We start from the raw sequence: 25,223 nt of genomic DNA, 5'->3' as shown, positions 1-25,223 counted from the left end.
ATGACTAAGCTGCTCCCCACCTCGACCGCCGGCAGTCTCCCCAAGCCCTGCTGGCTCGCCGAGCCCGAAAAGCTCTGGTCGCCCTGGAAGCTACAAGGCGCGGCGCTTGTGGAGGGCAAGCAGGACGCCTTGCGCGTGACCCTCTCTGAGCAACAGCGCGCGGGGATTGATATCGTCTCTGACGGAGAACAGACCCGTCAGCATTTCGTCACCACCTTCATCGAGCATCTGACCGGCGTCGATTTCGAGAAGCGCGAGACCGTGAAGATCCGCGACCGCTATGACGCGAGCGTTCCCACCGTTGTGGGGGCCGTATCCCGCGACAAGCCGGTCTTCGTCGAGGATGCGAAATTCCTGCGCGCGCAGACCGACAGTCCGATCAAATGGGCGCTGCCGGGACCGATGACGATGATCGACACGCTCTACGATGCCCACTACCGCAGCCGCGAGAAACTGGCATGGGAATTCGCAACGATCCTCAATCAGGAAGCCCGCGAGCTCGAGGCCGCCGGGGTCGATATCATCCAGTTCGACGAACCCGCCTTCAACGTGTTCTTCGATGAGGTGAATGACTGGGGCATTGCCACCTTGGAACGTGCGATTGAAGGGCTGAAATGCGAGACGGCCGTCCATATCTGCTACGGCTACGGCATCAAGGCCAATACTGACTGGAAGAAGACCCTCGGCTCGGAATGGCGCCAGTATGAGCGGACCTTCCCCAAGCTCCAGGCCTCCAATATCGACCTGGTTTCGCTGGAATGCCAGAATTCGCACGTCCCTATGGACCTGATCGAGCTCTTGCGCGGCAAGAAGGTGATGGTCGGCGCCATCGACGTGGCGAGCAATACGGTCGAAACCCCGGAAAAGGTGGCCGAGACCTTGCGCAAGGCGCTGCAATTCGTGGATGCGGACAAGCTCTATCCCTGCACCAATTGCGGAATGGCGCCGCTTTCCCGCGATGTCGCTCGCGGCAAGCTCAGGGCGCTCGGCGCAGGCGCTGAGATCGTCCGGCAGGAGCTTTCGGTCTCCTTGGCGGCGGAGTAAGTCGCGACCAAAACGGCTTGCGCCCACGTCCCAACGTCCAGATACCTAAATGAGATCGATATGGCTTTACCCCTGCGTGGTCAGCGCGGCTGACCGGGCAACAAGCCCGCGACGCACACCCATCCTCGGGGGGCTTTGCCAATTCCCATGCCATGTCGGCCTTATTTATGAGGGCGTTGCCTGGAGCGTTCCAAAGCTCCTGTTCGCTATAAACTGAAGCGGCTTGGCTCGGCGTATTGCGTGCGGGACCTGTTGGGGTGCGGACGGGGAAGGCCAACGCACTTTCTCCGGTGGCACGATTTCTGCGCGTCCAAGCGGCAATAGGATCCGCAAAAGGCGCGAACGGCCAGTTTAAGGGCGAGCGCACGTCTGTGCCGCGATGATCGCGCGCCTCATTGCAGCGCAGGTCTTTGAGGATATGCGCCTGCTTCACCTTTTGTCAGGAGAACATCTCCATGTCTGACGTCACCGCTCAGGGGGCCATCGACCCACGTGCCTTGCGCGATTGCTGCGGCCGTTTCGCCACCGGTGTCACGGTCATCACCACCCGCACGTCCGAGGGCGATCACGGTATGACGGTCAGCGCCTTCATGTCTGTCTCGCTTGACCCGCCGATGGTCTCCATCTGTCTCGATCGCCGGTCGAAAATGCTGGGAAAACTCCGGAAATCGGGTCGTTATGCGGTGAACATCCTGTCCCAGCGCTTGCACCCGTATGCGCTGCATTTCGCGGGGCGACCGGACGCGACATTGCCGGATGTCTTCCTTGAACGCCACGGGCTGCCGGTATTGCGCGGCGCCGCAGCTCTGATAGTGGCCGATGTCGTACAACAGGTCGAGGCAGGGGATCATGTCCTTTTCCTGGGCCATGTCCGGCATCTGGATCATGACCAGGAAGCTGCGCCACTGCTGTTCCATGCAGGGCAGTTCGGCAGCTTTTCCGCCGATCCCGTCGGTTAGACGTTGCGAAACCTGGCCTTGCGGCCCCTCCTTGTGGATCGTTGGGACGCGCCAGCCCAAATACGACTTCGCCATTTTGGCGCACGGGGCGGAGCGATAGGCTCGCTGAGATCCGCAACGCCGGTCCTGACAGACTGGACTGGGCCTCCCGCAAGGTTTTGAGTTGGCGGTTCGGCAACACGATGCATGCCGACTTCTGCAACGAGGCGCAGAACGGGCCATCGCCAGCCACGGGCAGCCCGAGACAATGGACACAGATCAGGGATCGCAGTTCACCGGATCGGTCTGGATCACGGCGCTGAGCCAGGCCGGCGGTCCTATCCCGCGCTTGATCGCCGAAGCGCATGGCGCCGGCAGTTCCCGGGGCATGGGATGAGAACAGGAGGGCCGAGCCGTGGCGTCGACGGGATGCGGCGCGCGTCTCAGTCCCCGCCGGACTTTCGGGCGGCGGCTGAAAGCATTGCGTTGCCGAGGTGCCGGTCGCCCTGGGCATTCAGCATTTCGCCGGCATTGCGGATGTCTTTCGGCTCCTTGTTCTGGCTGAGCTTGGCCTTGCCGACCAGGCGAGTAATCTCGACCTCCAGCCCGACGATCGCCTTGACCATGGTCTCGATGAAGTCCCTTGGAGCGTCGCCCATCTTCCATGGGGCGGGCTGGGCGGCCTCGTGCATGTGGCTCAACCGGGCGACATTGCGGCGGACATAGGCCGTGTCATCATGGACCGTGATGCGGCCGTAGGCATGTGCAACACGGTAGTTCCATGTCGGAACCTGCGTGTGAAACACGTGCTTGCTCGGATACCAGTTTGGCGAGATGTAAGCATCGCCGGCCCGGAACACGATGAGCACTTCGTCGCCGGTCTTCACGTCCTGCCAGACCGGGTTTGCACGCGCGACGTGGCAATGAAGAGTGCCATGCTTCCCCTGGGTCCGGTTGAGTTCGAAGGGAATGTGATTGGCGTCCAGTCCGCTCTTTCCGTGGGTGATCAAGGCGCCGAGCGGGTTGTTTTCGATCAGTTCGTGAAGGACGTCCTGGTTGGGCTCATCGAAATGGGGGGGGACGTACATCTCTGTTCCTTTCACAAGCCGCGTGGGGTCGCTGTCAAGATCCTGGCCGGGTTGTCATGGCGCATCATGAGGAAATGGCGAACCGGCGTTCTGCGGCAAAGCCGATTGGATGCGCGGTACGCCGGGCGCCGAAAAGGCATTGCCGGCAGAAGACCGCGACAGCAAGGTCGCGGGCCGGGCAATGGCAGCGCGGCGGCGCCGGCATGCCGCGCCCTGTCAGTGACAGAGCGGGATGCCGATAACCTTTTCCATCTGCTTGAGAAGTCGATCTGCCTTCGCATCGGCTTCCTCCGGTGTCGCCGCCGATACGGCGAACATCCCGAACGAGCAGAGATTGTGGTCGAGCCTCTCCACCGTCTGACCCTTTTGCAGGGGGATGTCGCAAAAGACCGTATCGGCTGCGAAGGCCGCCTGCCAGTTGTCGTCGAGATCGGCTCTTGCCGTGGCGCGTTCGCGCGCGCCCAGCACCCGCGAGGCGACCGATGCCGTCATCGCCGGCGGAGGGCCCATCGGCTTGTCGAGAAATGTGTCGATGAGAATATCGTAGACGTCGGCGCCGGTGAGGCTCTTGTAGAGCAGAGGCAGCGTCCCGCCCATCAGCCGGGGGTTCACCTCAAGCAGACTGGGCTTTTCATCGGCATCGAGAATGAGTTCGACATGGAAGATGCCGCGATCGAAACCGAGCGCATCGATCACGGATGCCACATAGTCGTGGATGTGGGCGACGCTGTCGGGATCCGTGACGCCGGGCATCGTCGAACCGAGTTCGTTGATATCCGTGGTTCCGGACCTCTTCCGGCGCGAGAGTGCGAGAAGCTTGAAGCCGTCGCTTGCCACCGCCACTTCCGCAGAGCAGAGCGTGCCGTCCAGAAAGGCCTCGGCAATGATGCGGCCATCTGCGGAAAACTCCTGCCTGAGACCTCCCGTCAAGGAGGACAGAAGGTTGTTGTAGTCCCGGTAGTATTCCTCGATCTCCTCAGGAGTGGAGACAACCTTAGCGGCGATGCTGCCCAGACCCCGGTTTGGTTTCAGGACTATCGGAAACCCGTACCTCGAGGCGAAATCCAGGGCGTCCGCAGCGCTTTCCGCCAGCATGCATGGCAGATCGCAGATGCCGCGTTCGGCAAGGCGCTGCCGGCAAGCGAACTTTGCTCCTGCAAGATGGGTGGCTTTTGCCGAAGTGGAGCGTATCCCCAGGCGTGCACATGCCTCGGTGAGCGGCCAGGCGGAGGCAGAGAAGATCGGGATGCCGGCATCAATGGGATACCGCTGGTGGATGCGTTGCACCGCCTCGGTCAATGCATCGGTATCGGTGTAGTCGTCGATGGTCTCGACGTTGACCTTGTCGAGTATTGGGTTTTCCGGGTCGTCGCGGAAAAAGCTCGCCAGATCGGGCGTGGTGATCATCGAGACCGAGTGGCCGCGTGCGACCGCGGAGCGCAGCGCGCCGAGGCCCATCTGATTGATACTTCCGAAAAGTACGTGTGCCATCAGGCCGGGCGCTCCGGATTGGTTCGCAGGTTGACTGCGAGGCTGACGAATACTGCCACTATAGCGAGTGCCGATGCCACCGCCAGCAGCGAAGTCATGTCGGTCGCCCAGGCTCCGAGATAGACCACCAGCATCATGCCGCTGGTCATGCCGGCGAGGCTGTAGGCATTGACCGTGGGCAGGAGTTCGATGGGGGTTCGTGCAACCATGTCAGCCTGGAAAACGACGAACGCGACCTCGAAGGTCATGATGAACAGCCCGTACATCGCCAACCGTCCAACTGGCCCCAGAGGAAGGAATGTGCCGATGCAGAGCATCCCTACCGCGGCAACCAGCGGCAGGGCGGACCTGTACGCGTTCATGAACCCTTGCAGGCGACCGGCGGCAACCGCTCCGACCATGATCCCGATACTGCTGACGATCTGAATGTACATCGTTCCGTCGTGATCAAGGTTTAGGTACTGGAAGGCAAATTCCGTGCGCGCGACGTTGTGATAGCCTTGGAAGACGGCGGTGGACAGCACCAGGTAGCAGGCCGCCCGCAAGAGGACAGGATCAGTCTTCGCCAGCGCCACCACTTCCCGCCGGCGTTGCGCTCCCTTCGGGACATCGATCCGGACACTCTTCAGGCTTCGGTAAAGGAGTGCGGATGCCAGGAAGGTCAGGGCATCCAGATAGGCAATCTCCAGAATAGAGATCCGGTTGATCATCAGCAGTCCGAGTATGGCGCCGAAGGAGGAGGCCAGATACTGGGAGGTGGCAAAATACGAGATTGCCTGCTTGATCGACGTCGGCGGCACATGTGCCTTCAAGGGAAGTATCCGCAGGGATTTGTTCGTCGCCTCCAGAAACCCGTGAACCGCCAGAAGTCCGAGGCACAGCCACACCGACCACTGCAGGGCGAGTGCCACCAGGACCACCAGACCCGCCGCCGCGACGTCGTTCCAGACAAGGATGTCGATGATCTTGAACCGGGAGGTGAGCCAGCCGACCGCGGGCGGGCTGGCGATGGCAAGGAGCCACTGCGTGCCGAAAACCGCCGAGGACAGGAAGGCCGAACCGGTCTGCTCGTAAACCAGCGCGGAGATGGAAAGGAGCAGAAGAAAGGTCCCGGACATGGACAGCAACACGCATGCCCAGGAACGCAGGTAGATGCTGTCGGTTGCGAGCCTGTAGGTTCCCGGCGCCGTAGCAGCATGGTCGGTGGACATCTGTTCTCTTCCTGATGCTGTCTGTGCGAAAGTCGCGCGGCAGCGGTATGACCGGTTGCAGCTTTTGGCCCGGTTGCAGCTACTTGATCGCCAGGTAGCCGACGAACGACAGGTACCGCATGATGCTTGTCATGTCGGTGAAGCCGGCTCTCGACATGAGGTCGCGGTTCGCCGCCTCGGAAAACGGCTCCAGAACCCCCTTCAGGCTCCGGCTCTTGCCGATGATGTCGGTCGCCGAATAACCGTTCATCAGCTTGAACTCCTGATAGAGCTGCATAGTGATGTCCTGAAAGCGGGCGTCGGGAAACCTCATCTTCTCGAAAAGGATCAAGCCACCCCCCCAGTTGAGGGAGGAGAAGATCTTGTCGAAGACCTCCTGGCGATGCTTCGGCAAAACAAACTGAAGCGTGTAGTAGGAGAGGATCAGGTCGGCTTTCAGGAAGTCGAAGTCGACCACGTCAGCGACGACATACTCGATGTTGTCGAAATCCCGAGACCTCTCCCGCGCGTCCGCGATCATGTCGGGCACCGGATCGATGCCGACAAACCGGACGTTCTTGCCCTTGTGGTACGTCGCCAGTTTCCGCAGGAGTGTCCCTGTGGAACAGCCGATGTCGTAGACGACCGACCCTTCGTGAATGAAGAAATCCGACATCTGGACGCCCACTTCGTGGCTTTCCGTGTAAAGCGGAACGGACTTCGACACGTGTTGATCGAACACCTTGTGGACGTTGCCGGCAAAGGTCCAGCTTCCGTTTCCCGCCCCGAGGCCGTCACCCAGGGTCATGAGGTTGTCCGCGTGCCCCTTCGCGGGATCCTCCTTGCCGCTGACGGATGGGGTTTCTCTGGTCGCGGCGGAATCGTTCTTCTGCCCTGTGGCCGCTGCAGCATTCGCCATCGTTCCTCACTCCCAGATCTGACTGTCGGTCGTGGCGTAGATGAGCCTTTCGTACTTGATCTGCTTCGCCGTCCATTGTTCCGGATCGGCAAAGGATTTCCGGTCGTCGTCGCTCATCGGGTGGAAGTGCGGCTGCTCGCAGGTCCGGAAGTCGAGGCATTCGTAGATCGTCATGCCCGCGTCCCTGAGCATCGCGAGGATCTGGTCATGCGAGTAGTCGACCAGAAGGTCGTCGGCGTGCACCTCGACCAGAACGTGACGGATCTGTCTGCCGAGCGTTTCCGCCATGCCAGCCAGGACCTTCCCCTCGGCGCCGTGCACGTCGATCTTGGCGATGTTCGCGTCGATGTCTTCCCGCGCCGCATAGTCGTCCCAGCGCGCGGCCTCGACCGTCTCGGTGGGAAATCCGTCCTTCGCCCTCATGGTCCGGTCGGTAAACGAGACGGTTCCGTTGCTGTCCGACAGCGCGACCTTGTGCAGCCTTGCGGGCAGTCGGTTGAGCGCGAGGTTCTGTTGCAACACGTCGAACTGCACGGCGCCCGGTTCGAAGGCGTGGATGTCGGCGTGCGGGTAGAGTTGCGACATCAGGCAGGTGAAGTAGCCGTAATGTGCGCCGATATCGAGCAGCACCGGCGCGGCCACCTTCTTCATGAGCGCGTCGAGGATCGTCGTCGTCGTCGGTTCGTAGGCGTGTCCCGGGAGCGTTTCCGCGGGAACACTTCCATCCGGATCCAGGAAGTCGAAGACCGCGCCCCTTTCGCTGTATTGGTCGACCAGTGCAGGTTGTTCTTTCGCCGTTCCCATGGTTTCCCCCTCGTTGGCCTTGCATCGTTTGCCGGTGCGACGCGCTCAGCCTGTTATGCCGGCAGTCGCAAAACGCTCGGCGACATCCTCGCGTTCGAGCAGTCCGGTTTCCTCCAGCAGGCCGGCCAGGCCCGTAGAGCAGGCTCTCGCGTAATCGGTGACAGTCTGGTCGCGATAGGTTTCGGCACAGACCTGGCGAGCCTCATCCGGGCTCAGGCCGACGAACTCCAACTCGGCGACAATGTTCGGGATATCGGGAGCCACGAACGCCATCAGGTAGTTCGGCATGCTTGCCGCAAGGCGAACCGCCTCGTCCTTCGCAAGCTGTCCGAGAAAGGTCTTCAATATGTCCCGATAGAAGGCGTGATGCCGGCTTTCATCCTGGGCATGGTCGGTCATGATCTGCCGGATCGCGAGGGGCGTGTTTTCCTTCAGCCCCTCGCGCACGTTGTTCAGGCTGACGGTGATCAGCATCTCCGAGACGGCCGTGAAAATGAACTGCCTGATTGCCGTCTCGACCGGGTCTCCATCGATCTTTTCGTATTCAAGCAGGAAGCTGGGGCGCCCTTGCGGTGCCGGACGGAAGTCGCTCTGACTGTACACCTGTTGCAGCATGTCGGCACAGAACAGGGCGTGATAGGCCTCGTCGCAATAGACCTTGTAGGCAAACAGGATCTCGTCCCCGGAAAGCGCAACGGGAGCCTTGTTGGACACCAGCCTGCTGGTTGTCGTGTTGACCACGAGCGTCTCGAGATTCACCGTGAACGTCAGGTAGCGATAGAGCCAGAGTGCCAGAAGGTGCGGGATCTTCTCCGGATACCGCGACGTGACGATCTCGTGACTGGCGACCGGCACGAGGTCTCTGGGGAAGAGGTCGAGGTGGACGTCCTCCGGGTCGATCACTCTGCGGGGGGATCGCCGGACGCTGGCCTTCTCGTGCCAGTTGGCGAAGAGGCGAGGACCCATCCGGTGGGGGCAGGCGGTGTGCGCCTTGTCGCAATCGCGCGCGAACTGGCATCCTGTAAAGAACCCGGTAAGACCGCACATCAGGCTTTTCCCCCCGGTCCGGAACGGGGAACAGCACGGGACAGGCCGAACTCGTCGTGCAGCAGGTCTGCGAGCCGTTTCAGTCCATCGCGCGCCTTCGGTTCAGGGTTCAGGGTGAAGTTCAGCCTGAGATGATGCCGCTGGTTCTGCCGGGAGAAGAACTCGCGTCCGGGCACGTAGGCGACCTTGCTCGCCTGGATCGATTTCGCGAAGATCGCTTCCGTGTCCATGTGTTCGGGAAGCGTGAGCCACACGAACATTCCCCCGTCGGGGCGACGGCACTCGACTTCGGCAGGGAACAGCTCCGCGATCGCCTCAAGGAGGGCGTCCAGTCTTTGCGAGTAGACGTCGCGCAACCGGTCCACATGAGTGTCGAAACCGTCGCCAAGAAGGCGCGCCGCGGCGGCCTGGCTGATGGGGTTCGTCAAAAGGTCGGCGTTTTCCTTCTGCCGGACCAGAAGCGTCAGGAGGTCGGTCGACGCACAAACCCAGCCGATCCTGATGCCCGGCGCGAGTGTCTTTGACAGGGTGCCGCAATAAAGGGTGCGCGTGCCTTCGATTGCACCGGTCCGCTCGCAATCGAGCTGAAGGATCGACTTCGTTCGCTGGGAGCGGTAGCGCAGCTCCGTATAGGCTGCGTCCTCGATGACCACGAAGCCCTCCTTGTCGGCCCTTCCAAGAAGTGCCAGACGCTGGTCTTCGCTCAGTGTGTATCCGGTCGGGTTGGCGAAGTCCGGGACCACGTAGGCCATGCCGGGGCTGGATGCCCCGGGGGGCTGGTCGGAGAACTCCACCATGGGGACGCCCAGCCCCCGGAAGACCTGCAACGCCCCCAGGTATGACGGGGAATCGACCAGAACCGAAAGTTCGCGGTCGGCAAAGACGCGGGTGCAAAGCTCGATTGCCTGCTGTGACCCCGTCGTGACGAGAATGTTCTCAGGGCCGCACGGAACGCCCCTGGCCGCCATGTGCTCGGCCAGGGCCTGCCGCAGGTCCGGATGTCCCTGCGAGGCTCCATATTGCAGCACGTCGCTCCCGCTGTCTTCGAGCGCGTTTGCGAAGGCGTGCCGGATACGCTCGCGCGGGAACAGGGTCGGGTCGGGAATCCCGCCGGCAAAGGAGATGATGTCGGGCCTGTCCAGAACCGACAGCACGTTGCGGATCGCATTGGGAGCCAGTTCGCTGGCGATCTGCGAGACCCTGACCGACTGAGGGGGCGTGCGGTTCACGAAGTTCATCTCAGACCGTTTCTTTGTAGAAATAGGTTTTCCGCCGGCGGATCTGTCCGTCCTTCAGCGCATAGATGTCGCAGAACTCGGCGTTGAGGCGTGCGCCATCCTTCGTGTGGCAGGAAAACCTGCCCTGGCAGACCACTGTGTCGGCGTCCTGCACGATGTCGACCACCTGGTGCCGGCCGACCCGGACGTTCCGCACATTGCGGTAGAACTCCATGATCTCGTCCCGGCCAAGGAGGGGCGCGTAGCCGGGCCTTTCGTAGATCGCCGTCGGGTGGAACATTGCCGCAAGCGTCGGCCAGTCTTCGCCATCGATGGCCTGAAACATGCCGAACGGAACGGATGTGGCGGCCTCGGCGGATGCCGGCTGGCCTGCGTGGATATCGATGGCAGTCATTGGCTTTGCACCTCCAGGCTTCGTCTGCGGAAACGGGCGAGAACGGATTCGGCCAGCGCGAGGCAGGTCGACGGCTTGCCAAGCGTTTCCGGAGCAAGGGTGGACCAGTTCCGGAAGACCTTTCGCATGGGAGCGCCGAGCCCGTAGTAGTCGACGTAGTGGATGCCCTGGTCCTGTTCCGCCTGCCGCAGGTAGAGAGCCATGGGCCAGTCTTCCCGCCGTGCGAAACGATGATGAAAGTCGTGGGCGGGAAGGGTGACGACGCAGACACTGCTTCGGGCGAGAAGGTGCGGGATCATGCGTATGGCCCATGCGGTCCAGGCAAGGCCCCCGCCCACGACGCCAAGGCCCGGCTGGGGCGCTTCGATCAGGAAGAACCGTCCCCAGGAGGCCCTCATGACGTAGTCGCGATAGGGCTCTTCCTTGCCGCGCGGCGCGAGCCAGTTGTGTTCGCTCGGGAACTGGAGGGCGGAACTCAAGGCAAAGCCTGGAAGCACCGGCAGCAACCAGGCGACCAGCAGCGTCTCGAACCCGTTGGTCGCGTAGGTCACCGCAGCGATCGTGGCCGCCCCCAGAACGGCGACGACCATTCGCCAGACGGGCGCCGTCACGAAGGTGGTCTTCATCCGGAAGAAGAACGAGAGAAGGTGATATCGCGGAGAAATCAGAGTGAGCATGAGCCGCGGCAGGTAATAGCTTTCCTTGCGCCCAAGCTCGAACCCCATCAGCCCGATCATCGCGATATCCGGGTCCTCCGTCGTGCAGATGCCCGTTTTTCCGTGATGATCGTGGTTATGCCGGTGGGCATAATCCTCCATGTTCGCCGAGATGATCGACAGGCTGATGAGATTACCCAGGATGTGATCCCAGCGCTGTTTGAAGGTAAGCGCCGCGTGCCCGGCGTAGTGGGCATCGCTGGCAAGGGCACGTGCGCCGTTTACGGTCGCCAGCCAGAACAGCGGCACGGTCAGGAGCCAGGCGCCGCCCAGATTGAAGGCGGCAGCAGCGCCTAGGATGCCGATGAAGTATTTGGCGTAGTCATAGGCCAGCGCGCCGACCGGCGAGAAGATGACCAACGGCCGGCTTCCGGAAAGCGGCTTTCCGCTGATGAAGGTGATCGCTGGCTGGACCCACGACGGGAACCGGCGAAAGCTCTCTCTGGGATCGGGCCCGCGCTCGGTGTCATGCGACTTCGATAAGCTGTTGGCGTTCATTTCGGGCCTCATTCAGCTTGTAGTAGGTCTTTCCGACGACATAGCCGTCGAGTCCATGCTCCACGGCATAGCGGTGAAGGTCGCTCAGGCGATTGATGAATCCTGTCCCCTTGAAGTTGAGCGAGGTGTTGCACAGCACCCCGTAGCCCGTCCTTTGCTTGAAGGCGGAAAGCAGGGCGTGAACTTCAGGGTTGTCGTCGCGGTTTACCGACTGGAGCCTGGCGGAGCCGTCAACGTGCGTCACGGCCGGGATGGCGTCGGTCTTCACCTTCTGGAAGTAGAGCATGTGAGGGCTGGCGCCGTCGTTTTCGAACAGCCTGTCCACTTCCTCTTCGAGGCAGATCGGTGCAATCGGCCGAAACCCCTCCCGCGCCTTGACCGCGTTCAGGCGGGCATGCATCTCCTTTGTCAGCGGCGATGCGAGGAGGGAGCGGTTGCCGAGCGCCCGTGGGCCGATCTCGTAGTTGCCCTGCACCCAGGCGATGACGTGGCCGCGCGCCAGATCCTCGGCGATCTCGTGAAGGTCCAGCGCACGCTTCTCTGCGACGTCGATCTCGCCGTCATCGACGTCATTGATGAACGGCTCGCCCGCATAGACGCTCCACGCCAGTTTCGCCGAGCCGGTGTAGTGATGCTGGGCTTCGGCCGCGGTGCCGATCGCCGAGCCTGAATCGTTGGTGCAGGGCGGGACGAAGACATCGGCAAACAGCCCGCTTGCCTTCCAGGCCGAGTTCCAGTCGCAATTGAGACCGCAACCACCGGAGATGACGAGCGGAAGACCTTCCGTCAGGTTCGCCTTGGCGAATGAATGGAACCTCTCGAAAATCGCGTCGGAGTGAAATCTCGCGAGCTGTTTGAAAGCGTCGGATTGAATGCCGATATTGAAGTAGGGACTGTTCTTGAAGGTCGCCTTGTCGAGCGTCAGAAGGATGGAGTCCTGTTCCAGGATCCGGTCGATGACGCGCCGTTGCTCCGCATCGGGAGTGCCCGGACTGCCGTAGGAGGCAAGGGCCATCAGCTTGCCCGCATCCTCGAAGCGGAAGTGGCCGAGACCAACCGGGAAGGACGGATCGGCAAGGGCATAGAGATAGGCATACTTGTTGCCGGGATCGACCAACGGCTGGCCGATGTGCTCGACGGTCATGCCGCCGTCCACCCGGTAGAACGAGCCGATGTTGCCCTCCCACACCAGCGCGTAGAACGGCTCCCCTTGCGGGAAAGGCGATAGCGCAAACGAACAGAAGATGTGAGAGCGTTCGTGCGACGACGCGAAATATTTGATCTCCTGGCCGAAGATGCGGCGGGTTTGCGAAATGACGCAGTCGTCGTCCCAGCCGAAATACCTGCCGTCCGTCGGAGCGGAAACTGAGTGAAATCCCTTTGCCCAGCCGGACATGGCGATCACGTCCGGCATATCCGGACACAATTCCATCGCCCTTTGCACCAGGGCTGGCGTGACGACCTCGTAGCGGGGCCAGGAATCCTTCTCGGCCTCCATGCTGAAGACCAGCCGGCCATTCTCGACCAGACAGATGTGGCCGTCATGACCTGGTTTGAACGACAATATGCGCATGCTCCCCCCACGCTCCGGATAGCCATTGTTGCTCGCGCCTACGCGTTTCAGGTCCAGCTTATGGTTTCACGATCGTCGAGGTTCGCGAGCAGGAACGAGATCGTCGCCCGTCCGGTTTGCTGGTGCCCCTCCAGGATGGTGACGGCATGGACGAAGCGGCCGTCGAAAACGTAAAGGTCACCCGCCCTTATGGGCACGTCGAAGCACTCGATCCCATCAAGGCACTCCGGCGGATACGGCGATCCGGTCACCTCAAGCCCCAGCGCGACCTTTGAAGCCAGATCCGGCCGGATGTTCCACATGCGCAGCAGGCCGCCCGATCCGTTTTCAAGGCAAAGGTTGACCGCGCCGAGAGCGTTCCTGCGCGCCGCCGTCTGGATCTCGAAACCGTCCTGCAAGGGATCGAGGCACTGGGACTCATCGTCGTGGGCTTCGAGCGCGAACTCCTTTTCGCCGCTCCAGGACCGCATCACGAAGCGGCAAGTCTCCTGCCCCTTGCAGACCGCCTGTCTCAGGCGGCGCCCGCGCCGGCCAAGCTCCCGGTTCAGATCATTTCGGAATGCTTCCACCGGGTTCGTCAGGCCTTCGAAGAGCCCCGGCAGGTGCCTGTTGGCCTCCGCCGATTCCCCGGCGTAACGGTGCAAGGGCTTTCGGTAGTGATAGGTGCCGAGATACTCGGCAGGAGCGTCGGCTCCCCGCGAATAGCGGAAGGTGTTCCGCCAGAAGTTGTCCTTGATCGCGTCGCAGGCTTCCTGGTGAAGATAATTCCGGTAGATGACACCCAGCTGGCGCCCCTCCAGCACGTCGGCCACCAGAGACATGTCCCCGGCCTGGCCCTCGCAGAAGCGGAATTCTTCTGCCGGCTTTCTTTCACCGGACAGGCCCCGGAAATTCAGCCCTTCCTTCTCCACGCGAACGTCCGCGACAGCTTCCGGCATCACATTTCCCCCCCAAGATGCGATCTGCAATTATGTAAGCAAGACTGTCCTTGTCAGGATCATTGACTATCCCTGCGGTTGTCAAGAAGATTCTATGTGCCTTTAGATTGTAAAAATTGCGTAATGAATTCTCGCTGGAGGTTAGTGTCGTAACAACGAATGACCATGAAAGAGAAGTGATGACGGATCAGAGGATTGTTGAGTGGATGACCCGAAATGAATTAGGGAGATCCGCAAGGGAAGGGCGGCGCATACGAATGGGCAGGGCGCAGCCCGGGCTCCTGCTTTCGGGATCCCGGACTGCAACTTAACGTCAATTGAAGGTCATGGGACGGGCGGAGACGGGGGTGGGCGGAGACAGAGTCGCCCCATCGTCCGGTCGTTCTTCGCACCGCTTGCCGAAACCGGGAACGTGACTGGTGCGATTTGCTGTTTCGGGCGGATGGCCTGTGCGGCTGGCCCTGCGAGCGTTTCGCTACTGGATGCGGGCGCGGAGCTTGTCGGTGATCAGTTCCATGGCCAGCACGATCACGAAGATCACGAGAATGATCGTCGAGGCGTTGCGGTACTGAAAGAGGTCGAACGCAACCTTCAACTCCTGACCGATGCCGCCGGCGCCCACGAGGCCAAGGACGACCGAGGAACGCACGGCTTTTTCCAGCGCAAACAGCGATGAATTGGTCAGCGACGGCGCGATGTCCGGCAGGATCGCGCCGGCGAGAATGGAACTGCGGCGGGCGCCGATGGCCGTCAGCGCGTCCTGCGGATCCTTTTCGGCATCTTCCATCGCTTCGGCGAAGAAGCGGCCGCAAAAGCCGATGGTGTCGACCATGATGGTCATGGTTCCGGCGACGGCGCCAAGGCCGACGGTGGCGACGAACAGAAGGGCCCAGACCAGATCGGGCACGGTTCGCAAGAACGAGACAAACGCCTTGAAGACATAGTGTCCGCGCCCCAGCGGCGAGACGCCGCGCGCTGCGAGCCAGGCGACCGGCAGGCTGAGGACGATGCCGATGGCCGCACCGACCAGGGCGATCTGGAAGGTCTCCAGAATGCGCACGCCGACACGCCAGAGAAAGGCCGGCTCGGTGTTCGGCGGCAGCATCCTGCCGACAAGATCGACCATGCCCGGGAGGCCGGTGGCGAGCTGCTGCGGGGAGGGGGCAACCTGCCCCATGGAGGCCAGGATCAAGGCGCCCAGCGTCACGATGGCAACGAAATGCGTGGGTGTGAGGCCGGAAAGGCGACTGGGAGCCGCGTGCCGGATATCAGTCATCGAATGTGTCTTTCAGATCTTCTTGCGAGACCTTGTCGCTCGCCTTGTCGAACAGGATCCGCCCGTTCTTGAGCGCCACCACACGGTTGGCATAGGTGAGGGCGTGGTCCATGTCGTGCGAGGTGAACAGCAGCGTGATGCCATGGTCGGCGCACAGCCGCGCGAACAGTTCCATCACGTTTTGGCCGGAGAGCGGATCGAGACTGGCCGCCGGCTCGTCGGCGATCAGAAGACGCGGCTGGCGCACCAGCGCTCGTGCAATGGCGACACGCTGTTGTTGCCCGCCCGACAGGGTGTCGGCGCGAGCGAGGGCGCGGTCGGCAAGGCGCACGTCGTCGAGTGCCTCCATCGCACGCATCCGCCAGGCCGTCGGCGCAAGATGGTGCGAATGGGCGCGCCAGCTTCCCGGTGTGCCGAAGAAACCATGTACGACGTTTGACAGGACGGTTCTGCGTCGCACCAGGCAGTGTTTCTGAAACACGAAGCCGGTCTTCAGGCGAATGCTGTCTTGCACGGCCCGGTGGTTTCTGGCGGACAGGTTCTGGTTCATGGTCGCCAGCGAACCGCCCGAGATGCCATGCAGGCCGATCAGGCATCGCAGGAGTGTGGATTTCCCAGAGCCGTTCGATCCGATGAGGGCCACGCGCTCGCCGGCGGAAATGGCGAGATCGACACCCTTGAGGATCGGACGACGCTGGTCATAGGACTTCATCAAGCCCCGGGCGTCGATGACAGGCGTGCCGCTTCGGGCGGCCGGGGTCGGCCGCCCATCTGTCACGTCCGCACGCGCGGGAAGCCGCTGGGGCTCCCGCGCGGGCCGGTCGAGAAGGGCCTCACTCGCCGACGAAAGCATTGCTGTCGACGCCAATGGTTGCATACATGGAGCGGACGTAGTCGTAATCGCTGTCGCTCACCTCGTTGAGGAAGAAGCCGCCCTTGTATTTCTGGTTATCGTCGCCCTTGAGGATCGCAGCCATCAGCTTGTCGGATTGTTCGACAAAGGCCTTCTTGATCGCGGCGATGGCTTCGGGGTCGGCATCCTTGCGCGCCACCAGAATGTCGTTGGGCAGGTCACGCCCGCGCGCGATGACGGTGAAGGACTGGTCGGGGAACGCCTTGCGGATCGACGCCAGATGCCCTTCGTTCATGCCGATGGCCTGGACATCGCCGCGAATGAGCGCTTCCGCCGCCACATTGCGCGAGATGATCTGGGGCTTGTAGTCGGAGCCATAGGCCAGGCCGAAATCGGCGAGAACCTGCGCCGGGCCGAGGTGCTGCGAGGTCGAGCCGACGGACCCGAAGGTGACGGTCTTGCCCTTGAGATCGTTGACCGATTTGATCGGTCCCGACGACATGGCGACGATCTGAGCGTAGTAGTTCGGACGCTGCCAGGCGGTAACGATCTTGGCGTCCGTCAGCCCGTTGATGACGACATATTCGGCCGGCCCGGTCAGCACCAGGTCCACCAGTCCCTGCTTCAGCGCTTCGACCGCGGCCGTGCGGGAATTGACCGGCAGAAGTTCGATATCCTGGCCGGATGCCTCCTCAAGAGCTTTCTCGAAGGGCGCAAACTCCTGTTGGAGTGCTTCCAGCCCTTCGATGTCGGTCACGGCGAATTTGATTGGCTCTGCCTGAGCGGCCCCGGCGAGGACCAGAGCGGCGGCGGTGACGAGTGAGCGGATCATCTTTTCTCCAACAGATTGCTGTATACACAGGGATGTCACACACCGCGTTCATAGAGGAGCCGCATAACACTTTCGTGACGAGTGGAGCGGTGTCGAACATGGCGAATGAGTGGGTGATCTCCGGCGGTGAGGTGCTGACGGAGGAAGGGTTTGCAGCGCAGCCGCTGCATCTGGGTGATGGAATCATTCAGGAGGAGGGCAGTGCCGGAGCGCAGCGGTTCGATGCATCCGGCGCCTGGGTGCTGCCTGGCATCGTCGATGTTCATGGCGATGCGTTCGAACGCATTCTCGAGCCGCGACCGGGTGTCCGGTTTCCGCCCGAGGTTGCCTTTGCCGAAGCGGGTGCCCAGCTTCTCGCCAACGGGATCACCACGGCCTATCACGGGCTCACGGTTTCCTGGGAACCGGGGTTGCGTAGCATCGACCACGCGCGCGACCTTGTCGCCGCGCATCGCGCGATTGCGCCGCGTCTCGGGGGCGACACCCGCCTGAACATCCGCTGGGAAACCTTCGCCATCGACCATGTCGACCAGGTCCTTGCCTGGCTGGACAGCGGGTCCGGCGACATTCTGTCGATCAACGACCACACGAGCGCCAATCGCACCCTGGAGGCGGGCGCGCCCAAGCTTGAGCGCATGGCGGCGCGCATGGGTGTTTCCGCAGTGCAGGCAAAGCGGCTGATCGACGAGATCTGGGCGCGCCGCGATGAGGTTCCGGAGGCCATGGCGCGGCTGTGCGAGGGCGCGCGCCACCGCAACGTGCCGATCCTGGCGCATGATGAGGTGACCCCGGAGGGCAGGGCGGAAGGCCGGCGCCACGGCGTGACGGTCTCGGAGTTCCCGATGACCGAACAGATGGCCATTGCCGCACGTGAAGCGGGAGAGCATGTGATCATGGGCGCGCCGAATGTCGTACGCGGTGGCAGCCATAATGGCGCGCTATGCGCCGGCAGTGCGGTCCGGGCCGGCCAGTGCTCCGTGCTGGCGTCCGATTACTACTATCCCGCACAGCGCCATGCGATGTTCCGGCTTCTGGACGATGGCGCCTTGCCGTTGGAAGAAGCGTGGCCGATCGTCTCTGCGAACCCCGCCGAGGCGGCCGGGCTGACGGATCGGGGACGGATCGCCCCGGGTCTGCGCGGCGACCTTCTTGTCATGGACCGCGCCACGCGCGACATTCGGGCCGTGTTCGTCGCGGGAAGGAAGGTGTTCGAGCGTGGCTGATGTGCCCCCGGGAAGTGCGAATCAGGAAGGGCTTTCCGAGCTGGCGGCGCTTGCCGCCATGCCCTACAAGGCAAGGTCGGTGCGCCCCATCTGGTTGCAGATCTACGACCGGCTTGCGGATGTGATCCGCAGGGAGGTCGTGGCGCCCGGGGCGAAATTGCCGGGAGAGGTCTATCTGGCCGATCTGTTCGGCGTGAGCCGCATCACCATGCGGCGCGCGCTCGCCCTGCACCAGAATGAGGGGCTGTTGCAGGCGCGCAAGGGGGTGGGCATCTTTGTCCGCTCGCGGCCGCGCCGGTTTCTCATCCGCAATGACATGCAGTTCGCCGAGTCGCTTGCGGTCGATGGGGGTGACATCACCTCCAGGACCCTCTGGCTCGGCAGGCAGAGGCCCAGTCCCGAAGCGGCAGAGCTTTTCGGCATCGCGCCGGATGACGAGGTGATCTGCCTGCATCGGCTGCGCCAACTGGATGGTGCGCCGATCTATGTGTCGCGCAAGGAGTTTCCCGCCGCCCGGTTCCCTGAGTTCGAGGCGCGCTATCGCCAGAGCGGTTCGGTCAAGGACGTGTTTCAGAGTGCCGGCATCGACAGTTTTTACCGGTCCGAAACGCGGGTTCTCGGCGGGCTTGCAAGCCGCAGCGAGGCCGAGGTTCTCGAAATCTCGCCGAAGACGCCGGTGCAGTATGTGACGGCGATCAACTGCGATGCCTCCGGTGCGGCGATCGAGTTCAACCGTGGCTGCTGGCCGATGGCGAGCGTGGAACTGGTGTTCGCGGTGCCGCACTGACCGGCGTGGGCCTGTCCGCGCTTCGGCCCGCGCGGGCAGGGGGATGTGCGTTCGGCTGCCCGGGATGGGGGCTTTTCAGCTCCCCACCTTGGCCAGCACATCGGCCTTCAGGAACCGTTCGATGAACAGCATGAAGCCGACCGAGGGCACCAGCAGGATGAGCGCGGTGATCGAGGCGATCTGATAGTTGCCCTCCATCGACGCGGTGAACAGCAAGAGCGGCATGGTGGTGACATCGGGAACGCCGACGAAGAACGTGCCGGTGAATTCATCGAGCGAGATGAGGAAAACGAAGATCGCGCTTGCCATCAATCCCGGCAACGCCAGCGGCAGGGTAATGGTGCGGAACACGGTGAAGGGGGAGGCGCCCATATTGGCCGCTGCTTCCTCCAACTCCCGGTCTACGGCCGAAAAGGCGGCGGTGGCGATCCAGACCGAGAAGACGAGCCCCTGGATGGTATGCACCAGCACGACGCCAGTATAGGTGCCGTTGAGCCCGAGGCTGTAGAAGATCCGGGCAATGTTCATGTGTACGGCGAGCGAGGGAAACGCCTGCGGCAGCAGGAACAGAAGCAGGAAGGCGGAGCGCCACGGCAGCCTGCCGCGCCCGAGCGCCAGCCCTGCCGGAATGGCCACGGCGAGGGACGCGATCACGGTGAACACTGCGATCAGGACCGAATTCCCGAGAGATTCCATCGCGTTGCCCTGAGGGCGGAAGACCCGCTCCCAGAAAGCGAAACCGTAGCTTTGCGGCAGCTTGGCGGGGAAATACCAGGTTTCGGCCACCGACCAGATCAGGAGATTGGTGATCGGTCCGAAAATGGCGAAGGCCAGCAGCGCCAGAAGGACGGCGATGATACTGGTGCGCAGGATGTTCATTGCGGCCGTCCCCCTTCGCGCACGCCCTGGCGCAGATAAATCCAGGCAATCACCGCGGTCATTGCATAGGTGATGAAGCCAAGCGCGTTGGCGACGCCATAGTCGCTGTAGGCATTGATGCGCCAGGCCATGTCGACGGTGATCATGGTCGGCGTCTGGGCGTTGATCATCAGCGGCACCGACAGCACCGACATCATCACCACATAGGACAGGATCAGCCCGACCATCAGCGTGGTGCCGACCTGCGGCACGACGATGCCGAGGAGAATGCGCAGCCGGCCGGCCCCCAGGTTGCGCGCGGCCTCGATGGTCGACCGGTCAAGCGCGGCCATGGCGCCGGCGACCAAGAGCGCCACGAAGGGCGTCTGTTTCCACACGAAGGTGATGACGATGCCGCGCCAGTCGAGAAAGCTGGCGGCGGCGAGCGGATCCATCAGTCCGGTGGAGGTGATGATGTTGTTCATCATGCCGTTCTTGGCCAGAAAGGTGCGCATGAGCTGGGCCGAGACCACGAAGGGGATGAACAGCGGCCAGCGATAGAGCGTGCGCAACACGGTCAGCGCCACCCGGTTCTCGCCAAGGGTCAGGTAGCCGCCGATGGCCACCGACATGGCGCCGATGATCAGGGTCGACAATGTGACGATGATCAGCGTGAACAGCACGTCCCAGGAATAAAGACCCCAGGCCTTGATGAAGTTCTGCAGGCCCCAGCCACCGAGGTCCTCGTCGCTGAAGGCCCAGATCAGCGAATAGCTGAGCGGGTAGAGGAAGAGCAGGCCGAGCAGCACGACGGCTGGGGCGATCAGGAACAGAGAGGCGCGACGTGAGAGCATCGGGGAGCCTTCGCAAGAGAAAAAGCGCGAGCCTTGCGGGGGCTCGCGCTTCGATGCCGTGAGGCGATCAGTTGGAAACCTTCACTTCATAGGCTTCGCGGATGTCATCGAAGAACGGGCCGAGCGGGAACGGCTTGCCCTTGGCGGCCAGATCGGCCGGGGTCACGTCGGTGAACAGCTTGTCCCAGGTGGCCTTGTCCAGAGTGCTCTCCACATGCTGGGCGTCGATGCCCGGATACCAGTTGAACCGCTTGACGATGCCTTCGGCCTGCACGTCGGGGCTGGTGGCCAGCTCGATGAACTTGCGCGCGGCTTCGGCATTGGCGGCCTTGGCCGGGATCGCATAGTAGTAGGGCTGGCCCGGCATGCCCGGCTCCGGCAACAGCAGCTTGAGGTTCGGGTTCAGGCGGCCGTCGGCCTGCCAGGTGTAGAACATGTCGACCCAGACCGGACCCATGACGATCTCGCCTCGGTTCATCATGTCGAGCGTGCCGGCATTGCCCGGGGTGAAGGTCACGTTCTCGTTGAAGGCCTTCAGCTCAGTGAGGGCCTTGTCCCAGCCCGCCTTCAGCTCCGGATCGTAGGGGCCGTTCATCAGCTGGTCGGTGTTGCCCGCATAGGCGTACATCCAGCCGGTGGTGAAGGCGACGCCGGACATGCCGTTCTTGATGCCGTTGTAGCCGAACGCGCCGGGATGCTCGGCCGTCCATGCCTTCAGCTCGTCAAAGCTCTTGGGCGGGTTGGCGACGACGTCCGGGTTGTAGGCGATCGCGGTCTGGCTGTGGAACATCGGCATCACATAGCCCTCGACATTGGTGCCGAGCGCGACCTTGGCGGTGTCGCGGGTCGCCAGCTTGCCGGTGGCGATATCGCCGACATAGGCCTGCAGCAGGCCGTCGGTGACCATTTCACCGGCCTTGAGCTGGGTGACGACGACCACGTCGGTATCCCAGGCATCGTTGCCGGACTGGGCGACCAGCTTTTCCATGATCGTCTGCGAGCCGGCATCGCCGGCGCCGGTGCCGACGATCTTCACCGTCCAGCCCGGGTTCTGTTCCTCAAAGAGGGGGCCGAGATAGTCGGTGACATAGTCGACCATGTTCTCCGAGCCGCCCGAGACGACGTTCAGCACGTTCTGTGCCTGCGCGGCGCCCGTGCCGGCAAGGACAATGGCCGCCGAGGCCAGAAGGTTCGTAATCTTGAGTGCCATGGAGTTTCTCCATTCAGGGGGTGAGGCGGGCCAGGGGCCGCCCATTTCCGGTCACGGGTGTCTGGGGCTATGCAGGAAACAGACTGAGGGCCGTGGCCGGTATGCTCACATCGATCGCACTGCCGATGGGCACCTTCGCGGGATCGTCCGCCAGAATACGGGTGCTGCCGATCCGCACCTCGTGGCGATAAACCGATCCCAGATAGGAATGCTGGATGACCGTGCCCTTGAGGGCCAGGCTCTCGCCCGGCTGTGGCGCCGGGCCAAGCCGCACGGCATCGCTGTGAAACATCACCTCCACGGGGCCGTCCTGGGCCTTTGGGAAATGGACCCCGGCCTCAGATCCGCTTGCCCGGGGAAGCTGGCAGGTGGCGTCGTCCAGCTGAAGCTCGACAGCCCCTCCGATGAGGCGGGCGGTGGCGTGAAGCGTGTTGCCCGCGCCCATGAACCGGGCCACATAGGCATTGGCCGGCGTGTGAAACACCTCCTCCGGCGTGCCGACCTGGGCGATGCGGCCCGCGTTCAGGATCACCACCCGGTCGGCCATCGACATGGCCTCTTCCCGATCATGAGTGACGAGAATGGTGGTCAGGCCGAGGCGTTGCTGAAGGTCGCGGATTTCGTGGCGCATGGTGGCGCGGATGCCGGCGTCGAGGTTCGACAGGGGTTCATCGAGCAGCAGGACGGGCGGGTCGATCGCCAGCGCCCGTGCCAGCGCCACCCGCTGACGCTGACCGCCCGAAAGGGCCGCGATCCTGCGATGAAGCAGATCTTGCAGGCCCACCAGATGGGCCATTTCCTTCACCCGCGTCTCGATTTCCGCGCGCGACTTGCGCCGGAGCTTCAGGCCATAGCCGATGTTCTGCGCCACGTTCATGTGCGGCCACAGCGCGTAGGACTGGAACATCATCGCCATGCCGCGCTTTTCCGGGCCCACCCCGGTCATGTCGTGCCCGTCCACATGCATGGCGCCACCCCGCACAGGAACGAACCCGGCAAGCGCCCGCAGCAGCGTGGTCTTGCCGCAGCCCGAGGCGCCGAGCAGGGCGACAAACTCGCCTGCGGCAACCTCCAGATTGATGCCCGACAGAACGTCCTGCTCGGAATAGCCCACGCGCAGGTCGCTGAGGCTGATACCTGCGCCGAGCTTGAGGGGAGCGTTAGCGAGAGCGGACTGATCCAGGGGCATTCGGTGCCTTCCACAAAATCTGGGTGAATGCTATGAACACGTGTTCACATAACTGCGTGAAGTAACAAGTTTGTGACGTGACCAATAATTTTGCAAATTGCGGCAGGGTGCCGGCAAACAGCGAAGGCGGGATTCTTAAGCGATGCAGAACAAGGACCGGCCGTCCCGCCGGATCACGGCAGCCCAGGTGGCGGAGGCGGCAGGCGTATCGCGTTCCGCCGTGTCGCGCGCCTTTACCGCGGGCGCCTATCTCGATCGGGCCAAACGCGAGAAGATCCTGAAGGTCGCGCAAGAGCTTGGCTATCGCCCCAATGCGCTGGCCGCCGGGCTGCAAGCCGCCGGCCGTTCCGACCTTGTGGCCATCGTGACCGGCGATCTGGTCAACCATTACGATGCGGAAATTCTGGCGCGGCTCGTCCAGTCCCTGCGTGGTCTGGGCAAGTGGCCGGTGGTGCTGGGCGGGCATGAGGACCTGCGAGAAGAGGATGTGCTCGGCGTGCTGGGCTATCCACTCGACGCGCTGATTCTGCGCGGCGGCAGTGTCGCCGAATCCGTGGCGCTGCATTGCGCCAAGCTGAACATCCCGATGATCCTGTCAGGCCGGGTGATGACCGCACCGGGCGTCGACTGTGTCTGTTGTGACAATGCGCGCGGTGCGGCGATGGCGGTGCGGGCGCTTGTGGCGCGGGGGCGCCGAAAGCTGGGCTATCTCGGCGGGGTGCCCCATCTGTCGTCCGATCAGGACCGGCGCACCGGATTTGAAGCCGCGCTCGCCGAGGAAGGCCTTTCACCGGCCGTGCTGGCGCATGCGGACTACAGTTTCGAGGGCGGCTATGCGGCGGCACGGGATCTGCTGGCCGGGGGGGCAGAGATCGATGGGCTGTTCTGTGCCAATGACGCAATGGCGCTCGGCGTGATGGCGGCGGCCAGGCAGGAAGGCGGCCTCAGCATCCCTGAGGATCTGTCGATCATCGGCTTTGACGATATTTCGATGGCGGCCTGGCCGGGGTTCGATCTCACCACCGTGCGAAACGACATGGACCAGACCGTTTCGCAGATCCTGCGCCTGTTGAGCGCGCGGCTTGAAGCTCCCGGCAAGGACAATGAGGTCGCCTGGATCGAACCGGAGCTGATCCTGCGCGGAACGCATTGATCGAAGGCGGTGCCTCCCGGGGGCATTGCCTGAGAAGCCGCCGCGCCCGGCGCTCCGCGCTGGCAAAGACTTGGGAGACTGTGCTAGCAGCGAGAGCAGAACCTCCCTCTGGCCCCCGAGCGCTGCCCGATGTCAACGCAGAAACAGATCCGCACCTGCTCCATCTGGCGCGCGCTGGAGGTGATCGGCGATGCCTCCATCGTCATGATCATCGAGGCCTCGTGGCTCGGGGCCAAGCGGTTCGACCAGTTTCTGGAGATGACAGGCTTGCGCAAGGCGCTGATCAGCGCCCGGCTCAAGCGCCTGGTCGAGGCCGGCGTGATGGTGAAGGTGCCCTATTCGCAGCGGCCGCCGCGCTATGAATACCGGCTCTCGCAGATGGGGATCGATCTTTACTGGGTGTCGCTGATGATGCTGCGCTGGGAGCGCAAATGGGGCTCCGGCAAGGCACGCGATGCGGTGCGGCTGACCCATGTCTCCTGCGGCGGGGAGTTCGAGCCGGTGCCGCAGTGCCTGACCTGCGGCGAGGAGTTCAGTGCCTTTGACGTGAGCTGGCGCGAAGGGCCGGGGGTGGGGCTGATGCCCGAGGCCTATGCGCGAAGGCGCCAGCACCGGGAAGCGGTGGCGGCACGCCCGGACGGTCCGGTGCTGATGGTCGAAGCGGCGCAGATCATCGGCGATCGCTGGGCAAGCCTCGTGCTGCGGGCGCTCTTCACCGGGATCACCAGCTTCGAGAAGATCCGCGCCGACAGCGGGATGGCCACCAACATCCTGTCCGAGCGGCTCAGCTGGCTGCAGAGCCAGGGGCTCGTCGCCAGCCGCGAGGGCGATGAGGCATCCGGTCGGGGCGGCTATCGGCTCACCCGCAAATCCATCGACTACTACCCGGTGCTGGTCATGCTGCTGCGCTGGGGCGACAGCTATTTCGCGGCCGCCGAAGGGTCGCCGCTGCTTCTGTTTCATGGCGCGGATGCCCATCCGCTCGATGCCGCAGTGGTCTGTTCCTGCTGTAGAAAACCGCTTCATCCGCGTGATGTGCGCTTCGATTTCTCGCCAGGCTGAGCGCGCATTTTCGCCACTCCGTTTCAGCGCTGGCTGTGTCGTGATGGC

Annotated in this window: 24 protein-coding genes and 1 pseudogene; 7 read left to right on the top strand and 18 right to left on the bottom strand. The window is 62.9% G+C overall.

The features are described 5' to 3' along the window. The 3 genes and pseudogenes from LC062_RS09595 to LC062_RS09585 all read left to right on the top strand — a co-directional run. On the top strand, positions 1-1,044 hold the full coding sequence (locus tag LC062_RS09595) for a methionine synthase (RefSeq protein WP_224910813.1): 1,044 nt from the start codon (positions 1-3) through the stop codon (positions 1,042-1,044). A 455-nt stretch (positions 1,045-1,499) separates the two neighbouring features. Continuing rightward, positions 1,500-2,003, top strand: a complete 504-nt coding sequence (locus LC062_RS09590) for a flavin reductase family protein (protein WP_224910812.1) — start codon at positions 1,500-1,502, stop codon at positions 2,001-2,003. 134 nt (positions 2,004-2,137) lie between these two features. Then, a pseudogene (locus LC062_RS09585) lies at positions 2,138-2,280 on the top strand (DDE-type integrase/transposase/recombinase); the annotation flags it as partial. 145 nt (positions 2,281-2,425) lie between these two features. On the opposite strand, the gene LC062_RS09580 reads toward LC062_RS09585, so the two are convergent. From LC062_RS09580 to LC062_RS09515, 14 genes are all read right to left on the bottom strand, one after another. Beyond that, positions 2,426-3,070, bottom strand: coding sequence for an FMN-binding negative transcriptional regulator (locus LC062_RS09580; RefSeq protein ID WP_224910811.1), 645 nt, complete (start codon positions 3,068-3,070; stop codon positions 2,426-2,428). 216 nt (positions 3,071-3,286) lie between these two features. Then, a complete protein-coding gene (locus tag LC062_RS09575) occupies positions 3,287-4,528 on the bottom strand; it encodes an ATP-grasp domain-containing protein (protein WP_224910810.1) in 1,242 nt (413 codons plus the stop codon). A gap of 32 nt (positions 4,529-4,560) precedes the next feature. Continuing rightward, the gene (locus tag LC062_RS09570; protein WP_224910809.1) at positions 4,561-5,772 is read right to left on the bottom strand and encodes an MFS transporter; all 1,212 of its coding nucleotides are present in this window, start codon (positions 5,770-5,772) and stop codon (positions 4,561-4,563) included. 79 nt (positions 5,773-5,851) lie between these two features. After that, complete coding sequence (locus LC062_RS09565) at positions 5,852-6,559, bottom strand: methyltransferase domain-containing protein (RefSeq protein ID WP_224910808.1); 708 nt, start codon at positions 6,557-6,559, stop codon at positions 5,852-5,854. A gap of 117 nt (positions 6,560-6,676) precedes the next feature. After that, a complete protein-coding gene (locus tag LC062_RS09560) occupies positions 6,677-7,474 on the bottom strand; it encodes an FkbM family methyltransferase (RefSeq protein ID WP_224910807.1) in 798 nt (265 codons plus the stop codon). Positions 7,475-7,519: 45 nt separating this feature from the next. Continuing rightward, a complete protein-coding gene (locus LC062_RS09555) occupies positions 7,520-8,521 on the bottom strand; it encodes an acyl-ACP desaturase (protein WP_224910806.1) in 1,002 nt (333 codons plus the stop codon). After that, positions 8,521-9,759, bottom strand: coding sequence for an aminotransferase-like domain-containing protein (locus LC062_RS09550; protein WP_224910805.1), 1,239 nt, complete (start codon positions 9,757-9,759; stop codon positions 8,521-8,523). The genes LC062_RS09555 and LC062_RS09550 overlap by 1 nt, the downstream gene beginning before the upstream one ends. Position 9,760: 1 nt before the next feature. After that, complete coding sequence (locus LC062_RS09545) at positions 9,761-10,153, bottom strand: nuclear transport factor 2 family protein (protein ID WP_224910804.1); 393 nt, start codon at positions 10,151-10,153, stop codon at positions 9,761-9,763. Beyond that, the gene (locus LC062_RS09540) at positions 10,150-11,367 is read right to left on the bottom strand and encodes a fatty acid desaturase (protein ID WP_224910803.1); all 1,218 of its coding nucleotides are present in this window, start codon (positions 11,365-11,367) and stop codon (positions 10,150-10,152) included. Before LC062_RS09540 ends, LC062_RS09545 begins: the two co-directional genes overlap by 4 nt. Continuing rightward, positions 11,336-12,931 (bottom strand): carbamoyltransferase C-terminal domain-containing protein, encoded by a 1,596-nt coding sequence (locus LC062_RS09535; RefSeq protein ID WP_224910802.1) that lies wholly within the window; start codon positions 12,929-12,931, stop codon positions 11,336-11,338. Before LC062_RS09535 ends, LC062_RS09540 begins: the two co-directional genes overlap by 32 nt. Positions 12,932-12,987: 56 nt before the next feature. After that, the gene (locus LC062_RS09530) at positions 12,988-13,878 is read right to left on the bottom strand and encodes a hypothetical protein (RefSeq protein WP_224910801.1); all 891 of its coding nucleotides are present in this window, start codon (positions 13,876-13,878) and stop codon (positions 12,988-12,990) included. A 475-nt stretch (positions 13,879-14,353) separates the two neighbouring features. Next, positions 14,354-15,154, bottom strand: a complete 801-nt coding sequence (gene phnE, locus LC062_RS09525) for a phosphonate ABC transporter, permease protein PhnE (protein WP_224910800.1) — start codon at positions 15,152-15,154, stop codon at positions 14,354-14,356. Continuing rightward, the gene (locus LC062_RS09520) at positions 15,147-15,932 is read right to left on the bottom strand and encodes a phosphonate ABC transporter ATP-binding protein (RefSeq protein ID WP_224910799.1); all 786 of its coding nucleotides are present in this window, start codon (positions 15,930-15,932) and stop codon (positions 15,147-15,149) included. Before LC062_RS09520 ends, phnE begins: the two co-directional genes overlap by 8 nt. A gap of 55 nt (positions 15,933-15,987) precedes the next feature. Next, positions 15,988-16,839 (bottom strand): PhnD/SsuA/transferrin family substrate-binding protein, encoded by an 852-nt coding sequence (locus LC062_RS09515; RefSeq protein WP_224910798.1) that lies wholly within the window; start codon positions 16,837-16,839, stop codon positions 15,988-15,990. A 74-nt stretch (positions 16,840-16,913) separates the two neighbouring features. Here LC062_RS09515 and LC062_RS09510 point away from each other — a divergent pair, with 74 nt between their 5' ends. Together LC062_RS09510 and LC062_RS09505 are read left to right on the top strand one after the other, a co-directional pair. Then, positions 16,914-18,062 (top strand): alpha-D-ribose 1-methylphosphonate 5-triphosphate diphosphatase, encoded by a 1,149-nt coding sequence (locus LC062_RS09510; RefSeq protein WP_224910797.1) that lies wholly within the window; start codon positions 16,914-16,916, stop codon positions 18,060-18,062. Further along, the gene (locus tag LC062_RS09505) at positions 18,055-18,849 is read left to right on the top strand and encodes a GntR family transcriptional regulator (protein WP_224910796.1); all 795 of its coding nucleotides are present in this window, start codon (positions 18,055-18,057) and stop codon (positions 18,847-18,849) included. Before LC062_RS09510 ends, LC062_RS09505 begins: the two co-directional genes overlap by 8 nt. A gap of 75 nt (positions 18,850-18,924) precedes the next feature. On the opposite strand, the gene LC062_RS09500 is transcribed toward LC062_RS09505, so the two are convergent. From LC062_RS09500 to LC062_RS09485, 4 genes are all read right to left on the bottom strand, one after another. Next, complete coding sequence (locus LC062_RS09500) at positions 18,925-19,728, bottom strand: ABC transporter permease (RefSeq protein ID WP_224910795.1); 804 nt, start codon at positions 19,726-19,728, stop codon at positions 18,925-18,927. Continuing rightward, entirely contained in the window at positions 19,725-20,561 is an 837-nt protein-coding gene (locus LC062_RS09495; RefSeq protein WP_224910794.1) for an ABC transporter permease, read from the bottom strand. The genes LC062_RS09500 and LC062_RS09495 overlap by 4 nt, the downstream gene beginning before the upstream one ends. 67 nt (positions 20,562-20,628) lie before the next feature. Then, positions 20,629-21,771 (bottom strand): extracellular solute-binding protein, encoded by a 1,143-nt coding sequence (locus LC062_RS09490; RefSeq protein ID WP_224910793.1) that lies wholly within the window; start codon positions 21,769-21,771, stop codon positions 20,629-20,631. A 67-nt stretch (positions 21,772-21,838) separates the two neighbouring features. After that, positions 21,839-22,960, bottom strand: coding sequence for an ABC transporter ATP-binding protein (locus LC062_RS09485; protein ID WP_224910792.1), 1,122 nt, complete (start codon positions 22,958-22,960; stop codon positions 21,839-21,841). A 142-nt stretch (positions 22,961-23,102) separates the two neighbouring features. Here LC062_RS09485 and LC062_RS09480 point away from each other — a divergent pair, with 142 nt between their 5' ends. Both LC062_RS09480 and LC062_RS09475 read left to right on the top strand, forming a co-directional pair. Next, positions 23,103-24,113, top strand: a complete 1,011-nt coding sequence (locus tag LC062_RS09480; RefSeq protein ID WP_224910791.1) for a LacI family DNA-binding transcriptional regulator — start codon at positions 23,103-23,105, stop codon at positions 24,111-24,113. Positions 24,114-24,242: 129 nt separating this feature from the next. Then, the gene (locus LC062_RS09475) at positions 24,243-25,175 is read left to right on the top strand and encodes a winged helix-turn-helix transcriptional regulator (RefSeq protein WP_224910790.1); all 933 of its coding nucleotides are present in this window, start codon (positions 24,243-24,245) and stop codon (positions 25,173-25,175) included. Positions 25,176-25,223 lie beyond the last annotated feature (48 nt).

Origin of the sequence: Stappia indica, from assembly GCF_020177335.1 — a bacterium.
In the GTDB taxonomy this organism is placed as follows: Bacteria; Pseudomonadota; Alphaproteobacteria; order Rhizobiales; family Stappiaceae; genus Stappia; species Stappia indica_B.
Note: the sequence above shows the minus strand (reverse complement) of the source record. Positions and strands in the feature narration are given on the sequence as shown.

Bases quoted from the DNA above. Each gene is read 5' to 3' on its own strand.
- LC062_RS09595 (WP_224910813.1), top strand. From the start codon at position 1: ATGACTAAGCTGCTCCCCACCTCGACCGCCGGCAGTCTCCCCAAGCCC.
- LC062_RS09590 (WP_224910812.1), top strand. From the start codon at position 1,500: ATGTCTGACGTCACCGCTCAGGGGGCCATCGACCCACGTGCCTTGCGC.
- LC062_RS09580 (WP_224910811.1), bottom strand. From the start codon at position 3,070: ATGTACGTCCCCCCCCATTTCGATGAGCCCAACCAGGACGTCCTTCAC.
- LC062_RS09575 (WP_224910810.1), bottom strand. From the start codon at position 4,528: ATGGGCCTCGGCGCGCTGCGCTCCGCGGTCGCACGCGGCCACTCGGTC.
- LC062_RS09570 (WP_224910809.1), bottom strand. From the start codon at position 5,772: ATGTCCACCGACCATGCTGCTACGGCGCCGGGAACCTACAGGCTCGCA.
- LC062_RS09565 (WP_224910808.1), bottom strand. From the start codon at position 6,559: ATGACCCTGGGTGACGGCCTCGGGGCGGGAAACGGAAGCTGGACCTTT.
- LC062_RS09560 (WP_224910807.1), bottom strand. From the start codon at position 7,474: ATGGGAACGGCGAAAGAACAACCTGCACTGGTCGACCAATACAGCGAA.
- LC062_RS09555 (WP_224910806.1), bottom strand. From the start codon at position 8,521: ATGTGCGGTCTTACCGGGTTCTTTACAGGATGCCAGTTCGCGCGCGAT.
- LC062_RS09550 (WP_224910805.1), bottom strand. From the start codon at position 9,759: ATGAACTTCGTGAACCGCACGCCCCCTCAGTCGGTCAGGGTCTCGCAG.
- LC062_RS09545 (WP_224910804.1), bottom strand. From the start codon at position 10,153: ATGACTGCCATCGATATCCACGCAGGCCAGCCGGCATCCGCCGAGGCC.
- LC062_RS09540 (WP_224910803.1), bottom strand. From the start codon at position 11,367: ATGAACGCCAACAGCTTATCGAAGTCGCATGACACCGAGCGCGGGCCC.
- LC062_RS09530 (WP_224910801.1), bottom strand. From the start codon at position 13,878: ATGCCGGAAGCTGTCGCGGACGTTCGCGTGGAGAAGGAAGGGCTGAAT.
- phnE (WP_224910800.1), bottom strand. From the start codon at position 15,154: ATGACTGATATCCGGCACGCGGCTCCCAGTCGCCTTTCCGGCCTCACA.
- LC062_RS09515 (WP_224910798.1), bottom strand. From the start codon at position 16,839: ATGATCCGCTCACTCGTCACCGCCGCCGCTCTGGTCCTCGCCGGGGCC.
- LC062_RS09500 (WP_224910795.1), bottom strand. From the start codon at position 19,728: ATGAACATCCTGCGCACCAGTATCATCGCCGTCCTTCTGGCGCTGCTG.
- LC062_RS09495 (WP_224910794.1), bottom strand. From the start codon at position 20,561: ATGCTCTCACGTCGCGCCTCTCTGTTCCTGATCGCCCCAGCCGTCGTG.
- LC062_RS09490 (WP_224910793.1), bottom strand. From the start codon at position 21,771: ATGGCACTCAAGATTACGAACCTTCTGGCCTCGGCGGCCATTGTCCTT.
- LC062_RS09485 (WP_224910792.1), bottom strand. From the start codon at position 22,960: ATGCCCCTGGATCAGTCCGCTCTCGCTAACGCTCCCCTCAAGCTCGGC.
- LC062_RS09480 (WP_224910791.1), top strand. From the start codon at position 23,103: ATGCAGAACAAGGACCGGCCGTCCCGCCGGATCACGGCAGCCCAGGTG.
- LC062_RS09475 (WP_224910790.1), top strand. From the start codon at position 24,243: ATGTCAACGCAGAAACAGATCCGCACCTGCTCCATCTGGCGCGCGCTG.